Raw genomic sequence first — 4,103 nt, forward strand, 5'->3', positions numbered from 1 at the left:
AGGGGAGGTGGCAGCGCGCAGCGCTGACGGAGGGGCGGCCGCGCAGACGGCCGTGAACAGCTCGGCAAAATTCTGCCCTCTTCGGGGCAGCCCCTCCACCACCGCCTGCGGCGGCGGTCCCCCTCCCCTGAGCAAGCTCAGGGGAGGAACCTACTGACACCGCTGTAAACGACTGGACGCGCGGTGCGGACTGCGTAAGCTGCTCCCCAAAACGAGGAGAGGCCCATGATCCGCACCGCCGTCGCGGCCGCAGCGTTGCTCGCCAGCACAACGCTCGCGCACGCCGAAACCCTCAACGTCCCCGCCGGCCCCGACGCGCAGGAGCGGCTGCAACAGGCGCTGCTCGACGCCAAGTCCGGCGATGTCGTCGAGATCGGCGCAGGCCGGTTCGACCTGACCGACGGCCTCAGCCTCGACGTGGACAAGGTCACCGTGCGCGGTGCCGGCCCCGACAAGACCGTGCTCAGTTTCAAGGGCCAGCTCGGCGCGGGCGAAGGCCTCCTCGTCACCTCCGACGACGTCGTCCTGCGCGGCTTCGCGGTCGAGGACAGCAAGGGCGACGGCATCAAGTCCAAGGGCGCCGACCGCATCGTCTACAAGGACATTCGCGTCGAATGGACCGGCGGGCCGAAGGAGAGCAACGGCGCGTACGGGGTCTATCCCGTCTCCAGCAGCCACATCCTGATCGACGGCGTGACGGTGAAGGGCGCATCCGACGCCGGCATCTATGTCGGCCAGTCCGAACAGATCATCGTCCGCAACTCGTTCGTCTCGCACAATGTCGCGGGAATCGAGATCGAGAACAGCAACCACGCCGACGTCTTCGGCAACACCGCGACCCGGAACACCGGCGGCATCCTCGTCTTCGACCTGCCCAACCTGCCCCGCATGGGCGGCGGCAGCGTGCGGGTCTATGGCAACAAGGTCTTCGCCAACGACACTCCGAACTTCGCGCCAAAGGGCAATATCGTCGCGACGGTGCCCAAGGGGACCGGGGTTCTGGTGATGGCCAATGACGGCGTGCATGTCTTCGACAACGATCTGTCGGAGCATGCCACCGCCAACGTCATCATCATGTCGTATCGCCAAAGTTACGAAGACAAGAAGTACAACCCCTATCCGCGCCGCATCGTCGTCTCGGGCAATCGCCATGGTCGCGCCGGGTTCGAGCCGGGGGTCGAGGGCGGCGGCTTCCTCGTCGCGGCATTCGGCGGAGCCGCGCCGCCGATATGGTGGGACGGCACCGGAACCGTCGCCGAACTCGGCCTGCACGTCGCCGATCCGGTGCCGGTCCTCACCCTCGGCCTCGCGCTCGCCGCGCCGACCAGTTCGGCTAAGCCGGGCAAGACGCAGCTCGACGCCCCCGCCGCACCCCGCCCCGCCGCAGTGGTGCTGCCCGCAGCGATGGAGGCGGCGGCGAAGTGACCCGTGCGGGGATCGCTCTGTTGGCCCTGTGCGCAGCGGCGTTCGGCGTCGCCGCCGCGCGTCAGCCTGCGCGGGTCAACGACGCCGCGATTACCGCCGACGGCTACCCCGCCAAACTGTCAGACTATGGCTTCTTCACCGATCTGACCCGGCGCACCCCCGCGGCGCGCGTGGTCGGCTACGACCTCGAAACCCCACTCTTCTCCGACTACGCCGTGAAGCAGCGCTTCATCTACGTCCCCGTCGGCCAGCGGGCGAAGTACGACGCCAAGGCCGCGTTCGACTTCCCGGTCGGCTCGGCCCTCATCAAGACCTTCGGCTACGGCACCGGCACCGCGTTCAAGCCGATCGAGACCCGTCTGCTGTTGCGTCGCGCATCGGGCTGGGTCGCGATCCCCTATGTCTGGAACGCCGAGGGGACCGACGCGGTGGTCAAGCGCGCCGGCACCCGCCTTCCGGTCAGCTTCACCGACCCATCGGGCCGCGCGCGCCAGATCAGCTACGCCGTGCCCAATCAGAATCAGTGCAAGGATTGCCACGCGCTGTCCGGCCAGATCACCCCGATCGGTCCCAAGGCGCGCTACCTCAACCACGACGGCCAGCTTCAGGCGCTGGTCAAGGCCGGCCTGCTCGACCGCGCCCCCGCCAGTGCGCCGCGCGTCGCGCGCTGGGACGATCCCAAGGCTCCGCTCGACGCCCGCGCGCGCGCCTATCTCGAAATCAACTGCGCCCACTGCCACAATCCGGCGGGGGCCGCGTCCAACTCGGGCCTGTTCCTCGAACTCGACCGCGCCGACCCCGTCGCGCTCGGCATCGGCAAGCGCCCGGTCGCGGCCGGGCGTGGCAGCGGTGGGCGCGACTTCGCCATTGCGCCGGGCAACCCCGAAGGCTCGATCCTGATCTACCGCCTGCGCAGCACCGACCCGGGCGTCGCCATGCCCGAACTCGGCCGCGCGACCGCGCATGACGAGGGAATCGCGCTGCTGTCCGAATGGATCGAATCGCTCCCCGCAAGCTAGTTTGAGGTTCGGCTGCGCCGAACACGGCACTAGCCCGCTCCCCCACCCGGCCACCCATTCCAGAATATCCTGGCGATGGGTGGCCGGGTGGGGGAGCGGGCTGGTGCCGCAACCGTTTCAGCTTGCTGAAACAACAAGGGACTAAAATGCGCGTTGTTGCCCTAACTTCTGAGGACGATTTCGACGGCTGGCGCGATGCCGCTCGCTCGCTCGCCGCCGCCCGCATCGATCCGTCGGAGGTCGTGTGGCAAGTCGGCGACCGGCCCGCCGACCTGTTCGGCGACGAAACCGTCCTCCCCGCCGCCACCCCGGAACTGCGCGTCTCGCGCCGCTTCGTCAGCCTCGCGCGCGAGGCGATCCTGCACAGCGACCCCGAGCGCTTCGCTTTGCTCTACACGCTGCTGACCCGCGTGATCGCGCGACCGGGCAGCATCGAGGACAAGGCCGATCCGCTGCTGCGCCGCCTCGACGACATGGCCAAATCGGTGCGCCGCGACATCCACAAGATGCGCGCCTTCCTGCGCTTCCGCGAAGTCGCCGACGACACCGGCCCCCGCTTCATCGCCTGGTTCGAGCCGGATCATCACATCGTCCGTGCGAACGCGCGCTTCTTCGTCGACCGCTTCCATACGATGCGCTGGTCGATCCTCACGCCGGAACTGACCCTGCATTGGGACGGCGCAGCGCTCAGCGAAGGTCCCGGCGCGAGCAAGGCCGACGCGCCGCAGGACGATCCGGTCGAGGCGGTGTGGAAGACCTATTACGCGTCGATCTTCAACCCCGCCCGGCTCAAGACAGGCGCGATGCTCAAGGAAATGCCGCGCAAATACTGGAAAAACATGCCCGAAACCGCGTTGGTGGGGGAACTGATCAAGGGCGCGCGCGCCCGCGAACTGGCGATGGTGGAGACGGCGCGGATGACCGGACCCGGCGACAATGCGACCAAGGCGTGGACCGCGCTGCGCGACGAGGCGATGGCCTGCACCCGCTGTCACCTCTACAAACACGCGACGCAGACCGTGTTCGGCGAAGGGCCGGTCGATGCCCCGCTGATGCTGATCGGCGAACAGCCCGGCGACCAGGAGGACCTGGCCGGCCGCCCTTTCGTCGGCCCGGCCGGGCAGTTGCTCGACGACGCGCTCGCACAGGCAGGGATCGACCGTTCCGCTGCCTATCTCACCAACGCCGTCAAGCATTTCAAATTCGAACCGCGCGGCAAGCGTCGCATTCACGCCACCCCCGATGCGGGCGAGATCAGCGCGTGCCGCTGGTGGGTCGAACAGGAATTGCTGATCGTGCGGCCCAGGGTCGTCATCGCCCTCGGCACCACCGCCGCGCGCTCGCTGCTGGGCAAGGCCGTCACCATCTCGCGCGAACGCGGCCGCGCCATCCGGCTCGATTCGGGCGCAGAGGCATGGATCACCGTCCACCCCAGCTATCTGCTGCGCCTGCCCGACCCGGAGGCGAAGGCGGCACAGCACGCCGCCTTCATCGCCGACCTGCGCGCCGCTGCAGCGCGTCTTTGACAGCCAGGCCGCACAGGGTCACAGTCCGGTTGGGGGGCAGGATGCGACTCGGGGCGATCGCAGCGTTGGTTTTGACCGTTTACGGCCTGTCCGCCGCGCCTGCCCACACGCAAACCATGCCGCCGCCACCACC

3 protein-coding genes are annotated in these 4,103 nt (G+C 68.5%); all 3 read left to right on the forward strand.

The genetic code is table 11. From position 1 onward, the window contains the following. Nucleotides 1-225: 225 nt before the first annotated feature. The 3 genes from AX681_RS11820 to AX681_RS11830 all read left to right on the forward strand — a co-directional run bounded on the left by AX681_RS11820 (nt 226) and on the right by AX681_RS11830 (nt 3,970). Nucleotides 226-1,425 (forward strand): parallel beta-helix domain-containing protein, encoded by a 1,200-nt coding sequence (locus AX681_RS11820; protein ID WP_066660743.1) that lies wholly within the window; start codon nt 226-228, stop codon nt 1,423-1,425. Nucleotides 1,426-1,445: 20 nt separating this feature from the next. After that, a complete protein-coding gene (locus AX681_RS11825) occupies nt 1,446-2,444 on the forward strand; it encodes an SO2930 family diheme c-type cytochrome (RefSeq protein ID WP_231734950.1) in 999 nt (332 codons plus the stop codon). Nucleotides 2,445-2,590: 146 nt separating this feature from the next. Continuing rightward, nucleotides 2,591-3,970 (forward strand): UdgX family uracil-DNA binding protein, encoded by a 1,380-nt coding sequence (locus tag AX681_RS11830; RefSeq protein ID WP_066660744.1) that lies wholly within the window; start codon nt 2,591-2,593, stop codon nt 3,968-3,970. Nucleotides 3,971-4,103 lie beyond the last annotated feature (133 nt).

The sequence above is a fragment of the Sphingomonas sp. CCH9-E2 genome (assembly GCF_001557215.1).
In the GTDB taxonomy this organism is placed as follows: domain Bacteria; phylum Pseudomonadota; class Alphaproteobacteria; order Sphingomonadales; family Sphingomonadaceae; genus Sphingomonas.

Excerpts from the sequence above, each read along its gene's own strand:
- AX681_RS11820 (WP_066660743.1), top strand. The coding sequence starts at position 226 with ATGATCCGCACCGCCGTCGCGGCCGCAGCGTTGCTCGCCAGCACAACG.
- AX681_RS11830 (WP_066660744.1), top strand. The coding sequence starts at position 2,591 with ATGCGCGTTGTTGCCCTAACTTCTGAGGACGATTTCGACGGCTGGCGC.